Here is a 14826-nt window from a genome sequence, read left to right as displayed (position 1 = left end):
TAGCGAAGTGTTGACGTCCGGAAGCGCTGAGTGCCGCTGTGAGCCTCTCGGAGCCCCCTTGTGCATATCGGGACCCGGCCAAGACCGGTTGAGGGCGCCACATGCGTACTCAGGTACCGGCAAACCCCCATCACTGTCAGCGCTACCGGTAGACTGGAAGGCAATCCCGCCCCAATCGTGGGGACCGTCCGGGAAAAGCTGAGCAACGCTGAGCAAGGCTTACCAACGCAACATGCCGCAGCCGCTCCGGCAACCCGCCGACGAGCCCGGCTCGTGCTGTGCCAGAAAGGGCGCTTCGTGGCCGATTCCGGCAACCCCAACGAGAACATCCCGTCCACCGAAGCCGGCGTGAACGGGGCCGCATCCTCGAACGGTGAGGTCACGGCCTCTTACGACGCCAGCGCGATCACCGTGCTCGAGGGCCTGGACGCGGTCCGCAAGCGACCCGGCATGTACATCGGTTCCACCGGTGAGCGTGGCCTGCACCACCTCGTGTACGAGGTGGTCGACAACTCCGTCGACGAGGCGCTGGCCGGGCACGCGGACACGATCGACGTGACGATCCTCGCCGACGGCGGCGTCCGCGTGGTCGACAACGGCCGTGGCATCCCCGTGGGCATCGTCCCGTCCGAGGGCAAGCCCGCCGTCGAGGTCGTGCTGACCGTGCTGCACGCGGGCGGCAAGTTCGGCGGCGGTGGTTACGCGGTTTCCGGCGGTCTGCACGGCGTCGGCGTCTCCGTCGTGAACGCTCTGTCCAGCAAGGTGTCGGTCGAGATCAGGACCGACGGTCACCGCTGGACGCAGGACTACAAGCTGGGCGTGCCGACGGCCCCGCTCGCCCAGCACGAGGAGACCGGCGACACCGGCACCTCGGTGACGTTCTGGGCCGACCCGGACATCTTCGAGACCACCGACTACTCCTTCGAGACGCTGTCGCGGCGTTTCCAGGAGATGGCGTTCCTCAACAAGGGCTTGACGATCAAGCTCACCGACGAGCGCGAGTCCGCGAAGGCCACGTCCGGCGCGGACGAGGCGGGCGCGGACGAGAAGGACGAGGTCAAGGCGGTCGTCTACCGCTACGACGGCGGCATCGTCGACTTCGTGAAGTACCTCAACTCCCGCAAGGGGGAGGTGGTGCACCCCACGGTCATCGACCTGGAGGCCGAGGACAAGGACAAGAGCCTGTCCCTCGAGGTCGCCATGCAGTGGAACGGCGGCTACAGCGAGGGCGTGTACTCCTTCGCGAACATCATCCACACGCACGAGGGCGGTACGCACGAGGAGGGCTTCCGCGCGGCCCTCACCAGCCTGATCAACAAGTACGCGCGCGACAAGAAGCTGCTGCGCGACAAGGACGACAACCTCACGGGCGACGACATCCGCGAGGGTCTGACCGCGATCATCTCGGTCAAGCTGAGCGAGCCGCAGTTCGAGGGCCAGACCAAGACCAAGCTGGGCAACACGGAGGCGAAGACCTTCGTCCAGAAGGCCGTTTACGAACACCTGAACGACTGGCTGGACCGCAACCCGGTCGAGGCGGCGGACATCATCCGCAAGGGCATCCAGGCGGCCACCGCGCGCGTGGCGGCTCGCAAGGCCCGTGACCTCACCCGCCGCAAGGGCCTGCTGGAGTCCGCCTCCCTGCCGGGCAAGCTCTCCGACTGCCAGTCGAACGACCCCACCAAGTGCGAGATCTTCATCGTCGAGGGTGACTCCGCCGGCGGCTCGGCCAAGTCCGGCCGCAACCCGGAGTACCAGGCGATCCTGCCGATCCGCGGCAAGATCCTCAACGTCGAGAAGGCGCGGATCGACAAGATCCTCCAGAACCAGGAGATCCAGGCGCTGATCTCCGCGTTCGGCACAGGTGTGCACGAGGACTTCGACATCGAGAAGCTCCGCTATCACAAGATCATCCTGATGGCGGACGCCGACGTCGACGGCCAGCACATCAACACCCTGCTGCTGACCTTCCTGTTCCGCTTCATGCGGCCCCTGGTCGAGGCCGGGCACGTGTTCCTGTCCCGCCCCCCGCTGTACAAGATCAAGTGGGGCCGGGAGGACGTCGAGTACGCGTACTCCGACCGCGAGCGCGACGCGCTCCTGGAGCTGGGCCGCCAGCGCGGCAAGCGGGTGCGGGAGGACTCGATCCAGCGCTTCAAGGGCCTCGGCGAGATGAACGCCGAGGAGCTGCGCGTGACCACCATGGACCAGGAGCACCGCGTGCTCGGCCAGGTCACCCTCGACGACGCCGCTCAGGCCGACGACCTGTTCTCGGTCCTGATGGGCGAGGACGTCGAGGCCCGCCGCCAGTTCATCCAGCGCAACGCCAAGGACGTCCGCTTCCTCGACATCTGAGTCGGTCTCAGCTGACCGAACCAGGAAGGATCTTCACCAGCAATGGCCGACGAGAACACTCCAGTCACCCCTGAAGAGGGCGGCGACCTCGCCATGCGCGTCGAGCCCGTCGGGCTCGAGACGGAGATGCAGCGCTCCTACCTCGACTACGCGATGTCCGTCATCGTCTCGCGTGCGCTGCCCGACGTCCGGGACGGTCTCAAGCCCGTCCACCGCCGCGTCCTGTACGCCATGTACGACGGCGGCTACCGCCCCGAGCGCGGCTTCTACAAGTGCGCCCGTGTCGTCGGCGACGTCATGGGCAACTACCACCCGCACGGCGACTCCTCGATCTACGACGCGCTGGTCCGCCTGGCGCAGCCGTGGGCGATGCGGATGCCGCTGGTGGACTCCAACGGCAACTTCGGCTCGCCGGGCAACGACCCGGCGGCGGCCATGCGCTACACCGAGTGCAAGATGGCGCCGCTGTCGATGGAGATGGTCCGCGACATCGACGAGGAGACCGTCGACTTCACGGACAACTACGACGGCCGCTCCCAGGAGCCGACCGTCCTGCCGTCCCGCTTCCCGAACCTGCTGATCAACGGCTCGGCCGGTATCGCGGTGGGCATGGCGACCAACATCCCGTCGCACAACCTGCGCGAGGTCGCCTCCGGTGCCCAGTGGTACCTGGAGAACCCGGAGGCCTCCCACGAGGAGCTCCTCGACGCGCTGATCGAGCGGATCAAGGGCCCGGACTTCCCCACCGGAGCGCTCGTCGTCGGCCGCAAGGGCATCGAGGAGGCGTACCGCACCGGCCGCGGCTCGATCACCATGCGCGCCGTGGTCGAGGTCGAGGAGATCCAGAACCGCCAGTGCCTGGTGGTCACGGAGCTGCCGTACCAGGTCAACCCGGACAACCTCGCGCAGAAGATCGCCGACCTGGTGAAGGACGGCAAGATCGGCGGCATCGCGGACGTCCGCGACGAGACCAGCTCGCGCACCGGTCAGCGCCTTGTGATCGTCCTCAAGCGGGACGCGGTCGCCAAGGTCGTCCTGAACAACCTCTACAAGCACACCGACCTCCAGACCAACTTCGGCGCCAACATGCTGGCGCTGGTCGACGGCGTGCCGCGCACCCTGTCGCTGGACGCGTTCATCCGCCACTGGGTGACGCACCAGATCGAGGTCGTCGTCCGCCGGACCCGCTTCCGGCTGCGCAAGGCCGAGGAGCGCGCCCACATCCTGCGCGGCCTGCTCAAGGCCCTGGACGCCATCGACGAGGTCATCGCGCTGATCCGGCGCAGCGCGACCGTCGAGGTCGCGCGCGAGGGCCTGATGGGCCTGCTGGAGATCGACGAGATCCAGGCCAACGCCATCCTCGAGATGCAGCTGCGTCGTCTGGCCGCCCTGGAGCGCCAGAAGATCGTCCAGGAGCACGACGAGCTCCAGGCGAAGATCACCGAGTACAACGAGATCCTCGCCTCGCCGGTCCGCCAGCGCGGGATCGTCAGCGCGGAGCTGGCCGCGATCGTCGAGAAGTTCGGCGACGACCGCAAGACGAAGCTGATCCCCTACGAGGGCGACATGTCCATCGAGGACCTGATCGCCGAAGAGGACATCGTCGTCACGGTCAGCCGCGGCGGCTACATCAAGCGGACCAAGACCGACGACTACCGCGCCCAGAAGCGCGGCGGCAAGGGCGTGCGCGGCACGAAGCTGAAGGAAGACGACATCGTCGACCACTTCTTCGTCTCCACCACGCACCACTGGCTGCTGTTCTTCACCAACAAGGGCCGGGTCTACCGGGCCAAGGCCTACGAGCTGCCGGACGCCGGCCGGGACGCGCGCGGCCAGCACGTGGCGAACCTGCTGGCCTTCCAGCCGGACGAGGCGATCGCCCAGATCCTCGCGATCCGCGACTACGAGGCGGCGCCGTACCTGGTGCTCGGCACCAAGGCGGGCCTGGTCAAGAAGACGCCTCTGAAGGATTACGATTCGCCTCGCTCCGGTGGTGTCATCGCGATCAACCTGCGCGAGCAGGAGGACGGTTCCGATGACGAACTGATCGGGGCCGAGCTGGTCTCCGCCGATGACGATCTGCTTCTGATCAGCAAGAAGGCGCAATCGATCAGGTTCACCGCCTCCGACGACACTCTGCGCCCGATGGGCCGTGCCACCTCGGGTGTCAAGGGCATGAGTTTCCGCGGGAGCGACGAGCTGCTCTCGATGAATGTTGTTCGACCCGGTACGTTCGTGTTCACTGCCACCGATGGCGGGTACGCCAAGCGGACCCGTGTCGACGAGTACCGCGTCCAGGGTCGCGGCGGCCTCGGCATCAAGGCCGCCAAGATCGTGGAGGACCGCGGTTCGCTCGTGGGGGCGCTGATTGTCGAGGAGACCGACGAGATCCTCGCCATCACGCTCTCGGGCGGTGTGATTCGTACGCGAGTCAACGAGGTCAGGGAGACGGGCCGTGACACCATGGGCGTCCAACTGATCAACCTGGGGAAGCGCGATGCCGTCGTCGGTATCGCACGTAACGCCGAGGCGGGGCGCGAGGCGGAGGAAGTCGACGGCGACGTGGCCGTGGACGAGACCGCCGAGGGGGCCGCGACCAGCGGCACGGACGAGGGCGAGGTGCCCTCGGCCGAGTAGCACGAGGAGAGAGTCATCGTGAGCGGAGCCACGGGCGCCGGATCGGCCGGTACCTCCACTGGTACGGGAGCGGACGGCGGCGGCCGTGGCTCCGCCGCGCCTGCGACGGACACGCATACGACCAACCTGCAAGCGATCAAGTCGCCTGCGACCGATGCGCACACGCCCCACACTCACGGATCCCAGGGGGGAACGGTGACGGACACCCGAGGCCCGCAGGCCCAGCAGGCGAACGCCACGGCCGGTCAGCAGGCGGCGGGCTCTCCGCTGCCGGGGGAGCGGCAGACGCAGCAGCCCTCCGGGCCGTACCACCCGCCGCAGGCCTACCAGTCGGCCGAGCCCGCCTCCCAGGCGGTGCGCCGGCCGCGCACGGGCGCGCGTACCGCACCGCGCACCCGCAAGGCCCGGCTGCGGGTGGCCAAGGCCGACCCGTGGTCGGTGATGAAGGTCAGCTTCCTGCTCTCCATCGCCCTGGGCATCTGCACGATCGTGGCGTCCGCCGTGCTGTGGATGGTCATGAACGCGATGGGCGTGTTCTCCACGGTCGGCGGGACGATCTCGGAGGCCACCGGCTCCAACGAGTCGAACGGCTTCGACCTCCAGTCCTTCCTGTCCCTTCCCCACGTGCTGATGTTCACGTCGATCATCGCCGTGATCGACGTGGTGCTGGCGACCGCCCTCGCGACCCTCGGAGCGTTCATCTACAACCTCTCCGCGGGGTTCGTCGGCGGCGTCGAGCTGACGCTGGCCGAGGACGAGTAGACGGGCCGGCCGCGCCTGCCCCGGTGTCGCGGAACGTCCGCTGCCGGTACTCCGACAACCGATTTTGGGACTGCCCCCCTCGTGCGCTAATCTTCAGGAGTCAGCGCGCGGGACACACACCGCAAAGCGCGGCGGGGCTATAGCTCAGTTGGTTAGAGCGCATCCCTGATAAGGATGAGGCCACAGGTTCAAATCCTGTTAGCCCCACCAGCGAGAAGACCCCCAACCGATCATGGTTGGGGGTCTTTTGCATCACTGGCTTTGAGGCGAAGAGACCGGCTGCGGCCCGGAGCCTCCTGACTCCCCTGACTCCCAAGTCGCGGTTGTGCCGTGGCAGGCTGCGCCGTTGCCTCCGTGGGCAGGCGGCGGATCGTCCACTGGCTGGGCACGGCAAACAGAACGATCGAGGCCAGGAAGATGAGGACGGCACTCGTCAGGAGGACGGGAGCCGTGCCGGTGGAGGTGGCGGTCAGGCCAACGATGACGTATCCGAGGGGAACAGCCATGAGTTCTCCGATGGAACTGAAAGAGGTGACTCGGCCCAAGACGTCTGTGGGGAGTTGTTGCTGCAGCGCGGTGTTCCAGTAGGCGATTGACAGGTCGAGCCCGATTCCGGCCACGGCTGCTGATGCTGCCAGAGCGACGAGGTGAGGTCCGGTCGCGAGTATCACGAGTGGCAAGGCCAGGGGGAGGCCGGTGGCCACACACGCGATCATGAGCCGGTCGGGCTTCCAGCGGAGGGCGATGAGGCCACCGAGAACGAGCCCGACAGCGAAACTGCCCTGCACTGTTCCCCAGGCTGCGGCACCCAGGTCGGTACGGTCCAGGACGACAGGGCCCAGTAGCTGGTAGCTGCCGAGCCACAGGGCCACGACGACGGTGCCCGAAAGGGTGTAGGACCAGAGCCAGGAACGCTGCGCGAACTCCCGCCAGCCGGTGCGGAAGTCGTGCAGCACGGAGGCGCCCGGACCGGGTTTCGCTGTCCCGGCGATGGTCAAGAACGCGCACAGCAGAGCCGCGAGGGCGAAACTCGCGGCATCCCAGCTGAGGACCCATTGCGGGCCGATCAGAGCGACGAGGGCGCCCCCCAGGGCAGGAGCGGCGATCTTGACGACGTTGGTAGGGAGCCGCACGAGGACGTTGGCCTCCTGAAGTTGCCGGGCGTCCACCAGCTGGGGCAGCAGGCTGTTCATTGCCGGGGTCATCAGCGCATTGGCACCGCCCGTGACAGCGGCCAGCAGCGCCACCCGCGTGGTGTTGGCCGCACCCGTGGCGATCAGGAGCGCGACGCCGGCCTGGGCCAGTCCGGCCGCCAGGTTGCCGAACACGATCAGGCCGCGGCGGGAGAACCGGTCCGCGACAACGCCACCGACCAGCAAGAGCACCAGTTGAGGAAGAGTGTTGCCGGCCAGCACGGTGGCCAGCGCCTCGGGCCGGGCGTTGAACCCAAGAACGGCGAAGGCGAGCGCCACGGGAGCCATGGCCGATCCGCTCACGGAGATCAGCCTGGCCAGCAGTAAGAGACGGAATGGCCGGTTGCCCAGGACAGACAGAGATGCACGGAGATTCATTCGGCGGACCGTACTATGCGCGGTCGCGCGGCACGGGGTGGCGAAGACCGGTGGGTATGGGCCGGGCCTGCCAAGACGCTGTCGGTGCCCCGACAGCAGCGGCTGACGCCAGCGAGCGCGAACAGGGGCGTCTTGCTTTCACCGTGGTGACGGCGGCCGGCCCGGATATCCACGCAGGTGAAGCTCCCCGATCGTGATGACCGGGGAGCTCCGCGTATGCGGCAGGTGCTGTACGCGAATCGCCGTTACGTCATGAGTGCTGGTGGTGGCACCGGCCGGGCCGGTGCGGCACTGTCAGCGCTGGAGGGGGATGGTCGGGCGGGCCGGCGGTTCGGGCGGGAGGCATCGGGGTTCGGCGGCGAGGGAGAAGGCGTCGGTCGGCGGGCGGTGGCGGCAGCCGGGGGTCCTTCCGTGGGCCTCGGCGCGGATGCGCTGTTTCATCGTGGGAGGCAGGGACCGGGTGTGGGGACTGGACAAGGACGTCGTCGTCTGTGCCGGCAGCGGTGCGGTGCTCTTGGGCGCCGTCTCGGGCTGCGGTGCGGCCGAGGCCGCGGAGGCGGTCGTGGTGATGAGTCCGAGCGCCGTGCAGAGCGCGAGGAAGGCGGTGACGATGGCGGTCCACAGCTTCATGACCTTGTGCTGGTCCATGGCCCCTCAATTTCAGGTTGGGCGATTTGCGTACTTTGCTCATCATGTGTATGAGCGACGCGAAGTGGGGGACCGACGCCCGTGGCGCAGCGATCTTCGGATGAACACCACTCGGATGGGCTCATGAGCGGTGAAAAGGTGCGAAGCCGGGAGGAGGGTGGCCAAAGTCACCGTCCGTGCGGATGTGATCACCCTCCGGTCGAGAGCGGTTTCGTCCGCGTCTATTGCGCTCACGCGCACGGCAGTTGACAGCCGACGCAGGTCACCGATCGGTATCGGCCGGTGTGTATAGTCGGGCGCCAGAGGTCCCCTACGTCAAGGAAAGACGAGGTCGCGCGGTGAAGAAGCTTCTCCTGGTCGCACTGGCCGCCATCGGCGGGCTCCTCGTGTACCGCCAGATCCAGGCGGATCGCGCCGAGCAGGATCTGTGGACGGAGGCGACTGACTCCGTGCCCACGGGTTCGTGAGCACTGATTCCCGAACTGAGCAGGCCCCGACCGCCGTAGCGGTCGGGGTTTTGTGTTGTGGTTCCCCGAACCGGCCGGGCTGCCGGGCCGGGCCCCGTGTTGCGGGGTCTCGGAAGGTGGGGTAGGCGTCGCTCCTGAGGCCGGTGTTGCGTACGTGCCTGGGGAATGCGCGGATGGCGTAGCGGCCCTCGGGGCAGGATGGGCGACGTCCGGAGCGATGGAACGCGAGGGGTGGCGCGGCATGGTACGGCGTGGGGCTGGACGGCGGGCGAGGACAGGGCGCCTCCGGCGCGACCGGCATCCCTCGCACAAGCTCGCCGGGCGCCTGGGCGCGGCCGCGGCGGCGCTGTGCCTTGCGGCGGCCGTCCCCGGCCCGAGCGCGTTCGCGGCCGGTGAACCGGACCCGTACGCCTTCACCGACGGCGCACGGTCCGTCACCGGAGCCGCGAGCACCACGGACGCCGCACGCCTCGAGCCCGGCCACACCTACAGGAGTTCCCTGCCGGGCAGCGGCAAGCTCTACTACCGCCTCGACCTGGACGCCACCTCCACCGCCTACGTCTCCGTCACGGCGGTGCCCGGACCCGGCACCACGGTCGCCGCCACCGACGGCCTCAGGATCTCGGTGCAGAGCGCCCAGGGCACCCGCTGCTCCTCGCAGGCTGTTCGCTTCGGCCCGAGCCGCAGTCCGCACCCCATCGCCGCGTGGGGCGCGCGCGAGGTCCCCTCCGGGCGCAGCCTGTGCCAGGGCGCCGGGGCGTACTACGTGCTCGTCGAACGCGTCGGCGCCAAGGGATCCTCGTCCGACGCCTGGCCCCTGGAGCTCGCCGCCTTCTCGGAACCGCCGCTGAAACGCACCGGGGCCACCAGCGCGCCCGAGGCCTGGAACTCCGCCTCGCCCGAACCGGTCACCGGCCAGGCGGTCGAACGGGCCGGCGGCGCCGGGTTCGCCGCGGCGAGCACGGTCGGGCAAGGCGTGTGGCGGACCCGGATCCGGCCCGGCCAGACGCTCTTCTACAAGGTCCCGGTCGACTGGGGACAGCAGCCGAACGCCATCGTCGAGCTGGGCAGTTCCAGCGGTGGCAGCGGCTACGTGAGCGGAGCGCTGACCCTGTCGCTCTACAACCCGGGACGTGGATACGTCGAGGAGGCGTACGCCGGATACACCGGCCGGCAGACGTCCGCCACCCTCGCTCCCCTGCCGCCCGTCGACCACGCCAACCGTCACGGCTTCGCCGACCAGGTCAAGGGGATGCGGTTCGCCGGCCTCCACTACCTGGTCGTGCACCTCGCCGCCCAGACCGCCGACTCCTTCGGCGAGGGGCCCTACGGACTGATCCTGCGTGTGCGGGTGGACGGCACGGCACAGCCGGGGCCGGACTACGCGGGCCGGTCCGAGCCCGGCCGGCTCTTCGAGGTCACCGCCCACGACCGGGCCGCTGCGACCCCGGCCGGGGCGGCGGACGGCTCCGCGGCACTCCGGGCGCTCGCCGTCGGCGGGATCGGCGCGGGAACGGTCGTGCTGGCCGTCCTCGGGGTGTGGACCGTGCTTGCCCGGCGCAGGGCCGAAGCCCGGTAGGGCGGCGGGAGGGGTGGGAGGGGTGGGAGGGGTGGGAGGGACCGGAAAGGGAGGGGAGGGGCGGGAGGGAATAAGGGGGACCGGGACCCGGCCGGGATCGGCCCGGCGGGGTCTCACAGACGGCTCAGTGCCCAGAAGCCGACTGCGTAGCAGGCCAGCGCGAGGAGCAGGAGCGGGACCGCCACTGTCGCGGGTGGGCCCGGGCGGCGCGGGCGCCCGGCGCGGTGGCGTGAGATTCCCCGCCCTGGAACCGGAACCTGCGGGGACTGGGCGGTGTACGAAGCAGTAGAGACATCAGCACGCTGCCGTGGATCGGGGGAGGACAGCACATGGGTGGGGTCGTGAGGGGAGACGTGGACCACGGGCTGGGCCGCGGGTTGGACCGCGGGCTGGAGCGGAGGCTGGACCGGGGGTTGGGTCGCGGGCCGGACCGCGGGTTCGAGCGGCACGTCGCCGGAGGGCGGGGCTGCCGGTGCCCGGGGGACGGCTTGCGGGGGCGCGGTGGGGGGTGGAACAGCCTGCGGGGGAGCGGCCCGGTGCCGTGGGACGTCCCGCTCCGGGGCGGCGGTCCGGGGCGGCGGCAGGTGGAAGCTGCCCGTGTCGGACATGGTGGAGGGCTGGGGCGGTCCGGTCGACGAGCCGCTGCCGCCCGTCCTCGGAGCCGACCCGGTCCCCTCCCGTGGATCGAGACGCGGGTCCGGCACACCCCCGGTACCGGAAGCGGTACCAGAACCCGAAGCCACGGAGCCGGTACCGGAAGCGGCGGTACCGGTCCCGGTATCGGGAACCACAGACCCGGTGGCCGAACCGGCGGAGGCGGACGAGGCCGTACGCCCGACCGTCACCCCAGGGCTCCGGGTGAGCGGTCCCTCGGGCCCGAACCCCGGTGGCAGCGGGCCGATTTGGTCGAAGATCTCGATCAGCTCGTCGTCGGGGCCCGGCTCCGGCAGCAGCTCGGCGCACGCGGCGAGGGCCTTGCGCGCACCCGTCGCGGTGCGGAACCTGGCCTGCGGATCGGGTTGCAGCAGGGTGGCCACGACCTGCCACAGCGGCTCGGGAACACCCTGGGGCGCACCGGGAGTTCCGTGCTCCGCGAAGTACTCCACGAGTGCCCTGGCGTCCGGCTTGGCGCCCTGGAGCAGATAGAGGGCGACCAGACCGGTGGCGAACAGGTCGGCGGGGAAGTCCGGTTCGGCGCCCATCATCTGCTCGGGAGCGAGGTAACCCGGTGTCCCCACCACCAGGTTGGTCTCCGTCAGCCGCGGTTCGCCCAGCCGCATCGCGATGCCGAAGTCCGACAGCCGCAGCCTGGGCCGGCCGGTCCCGGTGGCCTCCAGCAGGATGTTCGCGGGCTTGATGTCGCGGTGCACGACACCTTCCGCGTGCACCGCGGCGAGGCCGGAGAGCAACTGGTCGAGCAGGGCGCGGACGAACGCCGGGGGCAGCGGGCCGTAGTCCCCGACCAGGTGGACGAGCGAGCCGCCGGCCACCAGATCCATCGTGAACAGGACCTTGTCGTCGTCGGCGGCCCAGCTGGCCGGTGCGAGCACATGGGGGTGATCGATCCGCAGCGCCTGCTCCCGCACGAAGCGCAGCAGCGAGTGCGCGTCGCGCTGCTGGAGGACCTTGGCGGCCACGTACCGGCGACGGCGGTGGTCCCAGGCCCGCCAGACCGCGCCGACTCCCCCGCGTCCGACCGGGTCGGCCAGCTCGTACCGGCCGGCGAAGACCTCACCCATGGCTGTGCGTCGCTCCTCCCCCTGCGGTTGCCCCCCTCGCATCCCCCTCGACGCGCGATATGACCCCCGCGGCGTCAGTTCTGGTGGGACTGGTAGTGCGTGACCGCGTCCGAGGTGCGGCCGGCGCCGTACACCCGGAGGAATTCAGCCAGTTCGGGGTGGGTCGGGGCGAGGGTGTTCGCGGCATCGATGATGTCACCGGCCGCCGCGACCGAGCGGAGCAGCGACTGGATCTCGCGAACCACCCGCTTGACCGTCGGCGCCCCTGAAGTGCTCGTCGTCTGCGTGGTGTTGCTGAGCACCGAGCCGCCCTGCGACCGCTTGATCTCCTCCATGCGCTCGGTCGCCTCGGCCGCGCTGACGCTGCCGTCCGCCACCTGGCCCGCCAGGTCCTGGAGCAGCTGCACCCGCTGGACCACCGCAGGGTTGCCGATCTTCGCGCGCTGGCCGCTCATCAGCTGGGACAGCATCGGGGCGGACAGTCCCAGTACCCCCGCCAGTCGGGCCTGGTTGAGCCCGAGGTCGTCTATGAGCTTGCGGAAGAGCGCCCCCAACGGCTCCCCGTACCAGTTCCGCTGCAGTTCCCGCGCTCTTGCGGTGGCTTCCTGCTGTGCGGCGTCCATTGCGTCTCCCCATCGCTGCCCCAAGTACCGCGGTTCGCTGTAGCGAACCACGCGGAGCATCTTACGGAGAGTGGTCGGCCGCGGGGAGCCCCCATCTTTTTGCGAGATCCGGGGGGTCACCCGGTACTCTGGTCTGCGGCACCGACCGGTGAGCGGATCTTCCGGCCGGATGCTGTCGTCCGGGGCCTTAGCTCAGTTGGTAGAGCGCTGTCTTTGCATGGCAGATGTCAGGGGTTCGACTCCCCTAGGCTCCACCGGTGAAATGCCCTCTGACCTGCGGAGACGCAGTGTCAGGGGGCGTTTTTCGTGCCGCACGCGGTGCGCCCGGGCAGGCCGTCGGCGTGTGCGCGCTTGTTCGTCCGCCTTCGGAGCGCGCCCCGACACCTCCGGGCAGGGGTCCCTCGGCTACGCCGGGAGTTCCTCCACGTAGCGCTTCGCGAGGAGGAGCGGGACGTACGGGTAGGTCTGCCGTACCACCTTGATGGCGACGACATCGCCCTGTTCCCTGCGCACCCGCTGGATCTTCTCCTCGTCGACCTGGCTCCGGAACCCTTCGAAGGACCCATAGCGCTCCCAGAAAGCCTTCTTGCGCTTTTTCGAGGCACGGTCGCCGACGACTGCCAACGCCACCATGACGCCGATGGCCATGGGTGCCGTGATTCCGTCGAGCATGGTCCCCCTTCGATCCCTGTTGGTGCCTCAGGCAACCTCAACCTACCCGCTCGCGGACCGGGAACCACGTGCACGCGACAAAAGCCCGCCTGACCTGTGGAAACAGGTCGGGCGGGCTCTTCCGTCGCCGGCGGTCAGCCCTGTTCGTCGCGGTCCGCCGCTTCCTCGGCCTCCTTCGCCTGGACCTCGGGGTCCAGCACGGACTGGCCGGTGCCGTCCACGGACGTCAGCCGGCCCGAATCGGGTACCTCGGTCGCGGCCGGCGGTTCCACCAGCCAGTCGGGGTTGGCCTGCTTGTCCCACCACTTCCAGGCGGCGAAGGCACCGCCGGCGAGCGTGCCCGCCAGCGCGAGCAGCTTCACGACGCGCCCGGCCCGCGCCCGCCGCTGCTGTGTGCGGGCCAGCTTCTGGATCTTCCGGGCCGGGACCTGACCGCGCAGCGCCACCAGCGCGGCGGCACCGCGCGCGGCGGCCTCGTCCGCGACCGGCCCCGCCACGGCCATCGCCTGCTCGATCCGCGGCCGGGAGTACTCGGCGGCCTGCCGCGCGGCCCGGCGCGTCCGCTCGGCGGCCTCCTGGGCGGCCTGGTCGACCTTGGGCGGCACATGGGCCATGGCCTGCGTACGGGCTTGCTCCAGCCGGGGTGCGACATGGGCGCCGTACTGGACGCGGGCCTGGTCGGCGGCCAGCGTCACCTTCGGCGCGAGCCGTACGCGTGCCTCGTGTGCGTAGTGCGCGGCCCTTTCCCTGGCCGTGTCGGCGTAGGGCGCCACCACTTCCGCGGCGTGCAGCACGCTGTCCCTCGCCGAGCCGGTCGCGGCGCGCACGCTGTCGATGCGGGTCACGGGTTCCTCCTCCTCGGTGGCGTACGGTAATTCGACTTTCCACCCTTTTACGGATCATGCCTGCCAACGGGCCCGGCGGCATGTGCGAACGGGCATCCGGGTCACGGGTGACGACCGCGGTCACCGCGGTGGCCCTGCCGATCGGGAGTCCGCCGGGAGACGATCACGTGCGATAGGGGATGAATACGGAGCAACAGGAGCTTGTCGTCGACAATGCCACGGATCGCCGTGCCGCGCTCCCGTCCGGGAGGACTCGCCCGGTTTTCCGCAACCGAATCCGGCGGATCTCCCCCGGGAAGCGACCGCTGGGCGACGCACGGCGCGGGCCGTGCGAGGATCGGGGAGTCACAGGAAGACAACGGAAGGCAGATCGTGGCTGAGCAGCTCTACGCCACCCTGAAGACCAACCACGGCGACATCGAGGTCCGGCTCCTGCCGAACCACGCTCCCGAGACGGTCCGGAACTTTGTCGAACTCGCCCAGGGCGAGCGCGAGTGGACCCACCCCGCCACCGGAGAGAAGTCCTCGGCGAAGCTCTACGACGGCACGGTCTTCCACCGGGTGATCAGCGGTTTCATGATCCAGGGCGGTGACCCGCTGGGCAACGGCACCGGCGGTCCCGGCTACCAGTTCAAGGACGAGTTCCACCCGGACCTCTCCTTCGACAAGCCCTACCTGCTGGCGATGGCCAACGCGGGCCCGGGCACCAACGGCTCGCAGTTCTTCATCACCGTCGCCCCGACGTCCTGGCTGAACCGCAAGCACACCATCTTCGGCGAGGTCACCGGCGCGGCCAGCCAGAAGGTCGTGGACTCCATCGCGACCGCGCAGACCAACCCGCGCACCGACCGCCCGCTCAACGACGTCGTCATCGAGTCGGTCGTCGTCGAGACCCGCGAAGGCTGAGTGAAGGGCCCGTCCCGACACC

12 protein-coding genes and 2 tRNA genes are annotated in these 14826 nt (G+C 69.5%); 8 read left to right on the top strand and 6 right to left on the bottom strand.

What is annotated here, in order from left to right:
- The first annotated feature begins 273 nt into the window (after positions 1-273).
- The 4 genes from gyrB (at position 274) to TNCT6_RS14980 (ending at position 5964) form a co-directional block, all read left to right on the top strand.
- Positions 274-2355 carry a DNA topoisomerase (ATP-hydrolyzing) subunit B gene (gene gyrB / locus TNCT6_RS14995; RefSeq protein ID WP_141359849.1) on the top strand — a complete coding sequence of 694 codons (2082 nt, stop codon included), beginning with the start codon at positions 274-276 and terminating at the stop codon, positions 2353-2355.
- A 42-nt stretch (positions 2356-2397) separates the two neighbouring features.
- Entirely contained in the window at positions 2398-4992 is a 2595-nt protein-coding gene (gyrA, locus tag TNCT6_RS14990; protein ID WP_141359848.1) for a DNA gyrase subunit A, read from the top strand.
- 18 nt (positions 4993-5010) lie between these two features.
- Positions 5011-5754, top strand: coding sequence for a DUF3566 domain-containing protein (locus tag TNCT6_RS14985; RefSeq protein WP_141359847.1), 744 nt, complete (start codon positions 5011-5013; stop codon positions 5752-5754).
- Between the two features lie 133 nt (positions 5755-5887).
- Positions 5888-5964: transfer RNA gene (locus TNCT6_RS14980), tRNA-Ile, on the top strand.
- Positions 5965-5984: 20 nt separating this feature from the next.
- Here TNCT6_RS14980 and TNCT6_RS14975 read toward each other — a convergent pair.
- Positions 5985-7325 carry an MFS transporter gene (locus tag TNCT6_RS14975; protein WP_141359846.1) on the bottom strand — a complete coding sequence of 447 codons (1341 nt, stop codon included), beginning with the start codon at positions 7323-7325 and terminating at the stop codon, positions 5985-5987.
- A gap of 294 nt (positions 7326-7619) precedes the next feature.
- Positions 7620-7973, bottom strand: a complete 354-nt coding sequence (locus tag TNCT6_RS14970) for a DUF6344 domain-containing protein (protein ID WP_141359845.1) — start codon at positions 7971-7973, stop codon at positions 7620-7622.
- A 338-nt stretch (positions 7974-8311) separates the two neighbouring features.
- Here TNCT6_RS14970 and TNCT6_RS40435 point away from each other — a divergent pair, with 338 nt between their 5' ends.
- Positions 8312-8440, top strand: a complete 129-nt coding sequence (locus tag TNCT6_RS40435; protein WP_003999697.1) for a DLW-39 family protein — start codon at positions 8312-8314, stop codon at positions 8438-8440.
- A gap of 241 nt (positions 8441-8681) precedes the next feature.
- Positions 8682-10019: a hypothetical protein gene (locus TNCT6_RS14960; protein WP_253266111.1), complete on the top strand. Its 1338-nt coding sequence runs from the start codon at positions 8682-8684 to the stop codon at positions 10017-10019.
- Positions 10020-10132: 113 nt separating this feature from the next.
- Here the strand turns inward: TNCT6_RS14960 and TNCT6_RS14950 are convergent, their stop codons facing one another.
- Positions 10133-11758, bottom strand: coding sequence for a serine/threonine-protein kinase (locus TNCT6_RS14950; RefSeq protein ID WP_141359842.1), 1626 nt, complete (start codon positions 11756-11758; stop codon positions 10133-10135).
- A 74-nt stretch (positions 11759-11832) separates the two neighbouring features.
- Positions 11833-12381, bottom strand: a complete 549-nt coding sequence (locus tag TNCT6_RS14945; protein WP_141359841.1) for a DNA-binding protein — start codon at positions 12379-12381, stop codon at positions 11833-11835.
- A gap of 181 nt (positions 12382-12562) precedes the next feature.
- Here TNCT6_RS14945 and TNCT6_RS14940 point away from each other — a divergent pair.
- Positions 12563-12635 (top strand) — tRNA-Ala (locus TNCT6_RS14940).
- A gap of 151 nt (positions 12636-12786) precedes the next feature.
- Here the strand turns inward: TNCT6_RS14940 and TNCT6_RS14935 are convergent.
- Together TNCT6_RS14935 and TNCT6_RS14930 are read right to left on the bottom strand one after the other, a co-directional pair.
- Positions 12787-13053 carry a hypothetical protein gene (locus TNCT6_RS14935; RefSeq protein ID WP_141359840.1) on the bottom strand — a complete coding sequence of 89 codons (267 nt, stop codon included), beginning with the start codon at positions 13051-13053 and terminating at the stop codon, positions 12787-12789.
- Positions 13054-13187: 134 nt separating this feature from the next.
- Positions 13188-13898 carry a DUF5324 family protein gene (locus tag TNCT6_RS14930; protein WP_141359839.1) on the bottom strand — a complete coding sequence of 237 codons (711 nt, stop codon included), beginning with the start codon at positions 13896-13898 and terminating at the stop codon, positions 13188-13190.
- Between the two features lie 372 nt (positions 13899-14270).
- Here TNCT6_RS14930 and TNCT6_RS14925 point away from each other — a divergent pair, with 372 nt between their 5' ends.
- Entirely contained in the window at positions 14271-14804 is a 534-nt protein-coding gene (locus TNCT6_RS14925; protein ID WP_141359838.1) for a peptidylprolyl isomerase, read from the top strand.
- The last annotated feature ends 22 nt before the right edge of the window (positions 14805-14826 follow it).

This window comes from Streptomyces sp. 6-11-2, from assembly GCF_006540305.1.
In the GTDB taxonomy this organism is placed as follows: domain Bacteria; phylum Actinomycetota; class Actinomycetes; order Streptomycetales; family Streptomycetaceae; genus Streptomyces.
This window is presented reverse-complemented; position numbering and strand designations above follow the sequence as displayed.

Excerpts from the sequence above, each read along its gene's own strand:
- gyrA (WP_141359848.1), top strand. The coding sequence starts at position 2,398 with ATGGCCGACGAGAACACTCCAGTCACCCCTGAAGAGGGCGGCGACCTC.
- TNCT6_RS14975 (WP_141359846.1), bottom strand. The coding sequence starts at position 7,325 with ATGAATCTCCGTGCATCTCTGTCTGTCCTGGGCAACCGGCCATTCCGT.
- TNCT6_RS14970 (WP_141359845.1), bottom strand. The coding sequence starts at position 7,973 with ATGGACCAGCACAAGGTCATGAAGCTGTGGACCGCCATCGTCACCGCC.
- TNCT6_RS14960 (WP_253266111.1), top strand. The coding sequence starts at position 8,682 with ATGGTACGGCGTGGGGCTGGACGGCGGGCGAGGACAGGGCGCCTCCGG.
- TNCT6_RS14950 (WP_141359842.1), bottom strand. The coding sequence starts at position 11,758 with ATGGGTGAGGTCTTCGCCGGCCGGTACGAGCTGGCCGACCCGGTCGGA.
- TNCT6_RS14945 (WP_141359841.1), bottom strand. The coding sequence starts at position 12,381 with ATGGACGCCGCACAGCAGGAAGCCACCGCAAGAGCGCGGGAACTGCAG.
- TNCT6_RS14935 (WP_141359840.1), bottom strand. The coding sequence starts at position 13,053 with ATGCTCGACGGAATCACGGCACCCATGGCCATCGGCGTCATGGTGGCG.